Annotated in this window: 3 protein-coding genes; all 3 read left to right on the plus strand. The window is 65.1% G+C overall.

All coding sequences use genetic code 11. The annotated features are described in order from the left end of the window. Positions 1-872, plus strand: an 872-nt coding sequence (locus AUC71_RS11660; RefSeq protein WP_158007812.1) for a lytic murein transglycosylase, incomplete at its 5' end; no start/stop codon positions are given. Between the two features lie 114 nt (positions 873-986). After that, positions 987-1994, plus strand: a complete 1008-nt coding sequence (locus tag AUC71_RS11665) for a lytic murein transglycosylase (RefSeq protein ID WP_069624401.1) — start codon at positions 987-989, stop codon at positions 1992-1994. Continuing rightward, positions 1961-2320, plus strand: a complete 360-nt coding sequence (locus tag AUC71_RS11670) for a peptidoglycan-binding domain-containing protein (protein ID WP_069624402.1) — start codon at positions 1961-1963, stop codon at positions 2318-2320. Before AUC71_RS11665 ends, AUC71_RS11670 begins: the two co-directional genes overlap by 34 nt. Positions 2321-2328 lie beyond the last annotated feature (8 nt).

Genomic DNA, 2328 nt, shown 5'->3' on the forward strand with positions numbered 1-2328 from the left:
GCGTGCCGGCCAGCATCGTCCTTGCGATCTGGGGGCGCGAGACCGGCTTCGGCGGCGCGGCGCTGCCCTATGACGCGGTCACCGCCATCGCCACGCAGGCCTTCATGGGCCGGCGCGCCGAGGAGTTCCGCCCGCAGCTCATCGGCGCGCTCAAGATCATCGAGCTCGGCCACTCGACCCGCGCGGAGATGAAGAGCTCCTGGGCAGGCGCGATGGGCCATCCACAATTCCTGCCCGGCGACTTCGAGGACTACGCGGTCGATTTCGACCGCGATGGGGACCGCGATATCTGGGATTCCGTGCCGGACGCACTGGCGTCGGTCGGCAATTCGCTCTCGAGCCAGGGCTGGGACGGCAAGCAGCCTTGGGCCTATGAGGTGGAGCTACCCAAGGGCTTCGACTGCACGCGGCAAGGGCCCGACGAGGCGTTGCCCATCCGCGAGTGGATCGATCTCGGCGTCAAGCGGGTTCGGGATCGCCCGTTTCCGGAGGCGCGACTGGGCGATTGGACCTTCCTGGTGCTGCCTGCGGGCATGAAGGGTCCGGCCTTCCTGGCCACCACCAACTTCTCCGTGCTGAAGCTCTATAATAACTCCGATGTCTACGCGATCTTTGTCGGCCATGTGGCCGATATGATCGCCTACAACGCCCCCGTCGACTTCGTGGGCGAATGGCAGCCGGTGGAGCGCTTCACCCGCGACCGCATCCTCCAGTTCCAAAAAGTGCTGGTGGCTCAAGGGCATGACGTCGGCAAGGTCGACGGGCTCGTGGGCTTCAAGACCCGCCAGACCATCGGCGAGGAGGAGAAGAAGCGCAAACTGCCGCTCACCTGCTATCCGAGCCATGCCCTGATCAACCAGGTGCTCAAATGAGCCGGACCGGCTTTGCGCGCTCTGCCTCGGTTTTGCCCGGCCAAGTTGCTAAATTCACCCCATGCGAATCACAACCTTTCCTAAACCCTGATCTTCGGCGCAATCCCGGCCTTTTTGCTGGCTGCGGGTCCATCCGAACCGGCCCACGCCGACTTCAACAGTTGCGTGAAAAGCTTCTGGCCCGCGGCCAAGCGGGCCGGCGTCAGCTGGGAGACCTTCGAGAAGGCCACGGCGGGCATCGCTCTCGACAAGGAAGTGATCGAATCCGCGAATTATCAGCCCGAATACAAGAAGCCGGTCGGCGAATATGTCGACCGCGCGATCTCGCCGAAGCGGCTGGCGAAGGGCAAAGAGAAGCTGGTCGAGTACGGGCCGCTGCTCAGTCAGATCGAGGCCAAGTACGGGGTCGACAAGCACATCGTCCTGGCGATCTGGGGCGTGGAGTCGAATTTCGGCGACAACAAGGGCGACAAGGGCGTCATCCAATCGCTGATGACGCTCGCTTGCTCAGGTACGAAGGCCAAGTTCGCGCGCGGCCAGATCGTGTCGGCGCTCAAAATTCTTCAGCGTGGCGACACCAGCCATGACCGCATGAACGGCTCTTGGGCCGGCGCCATGGGCCACACCCAGTTCATCCCGACCACCTATACGGCCTATGCCGTCGATTACGACGGTGACGGGCGGCGCGATATCTGGGACACGATTCCCGACGCGCTCGGCTCCACCGCCGCGTATCTCAAGGTGTCCAAGTGGGTGCCGGGCCAGACTTGGGGCTACGAGGTCAAGCTGCCTAAGGGCTTCAACCCGGCCCGCGTGAGCGAGAGCACTTACAAGACTTTGGGACAGTGGCAGAGCATGGGGATCACCCGCGTCAACGGCCAGCCCTTCCCGCGGGCGAGCGACAAGGCGCAGCTCTGGGCGCCGGAGGGGACCAAAGGGCCGGCCTTCCTGACGCTCAACAATTTCCGCTCGCTGCTCCGCTACAACAACGCAAAATCCTCGCGCTCGCCGTGGGGCATCTGGCGGACCGGCTCGCGGGCTACGGCCCCTTCGTGCAGCCCTGGCCGACCGGCGAGCGGCAGCTCTCCATGGAGCAGCGCATGGAGCTGCAAACGCTGTTGATTCAGCAGGGCCATCTGGAAGGAGAGGTCGACGGCATCATCGGCTCAGGAACGCTCGAAGGCGTGCGCTCCTATCAGCGGGCCAAGGGCCTCGCGGTCGACGGCTATCCGACGCTGACGATCCTGAAGATGCTGCGCGCCGAGGCGCCGCCGCCACCGCCGCCTGTAGCCCCGACCCCGGCAGCCACGGCTCCCCAACAGGCCCCGCAAGCTGTTCCGGCTCCACAAGCTGTTCCGGCTCCGCAAGCCGTGCCCGCGCCGCAACTGCGCCGGCTCAGTCGTCGCAGCCGAGAGCAACCGCGGACGTGCGGCACCGCCGGCGAGTGATGCTATAA

This window comes from Methyloceanibacter marginalis, from assembly GCF_001723295.1.
GTDB lineage: Bacteria > Pseudomonadota > Alphaproteobacteria > Rhizobiales > Methyloligellaceae > Methyloceanibacter > Methyloceanibacter marginalis.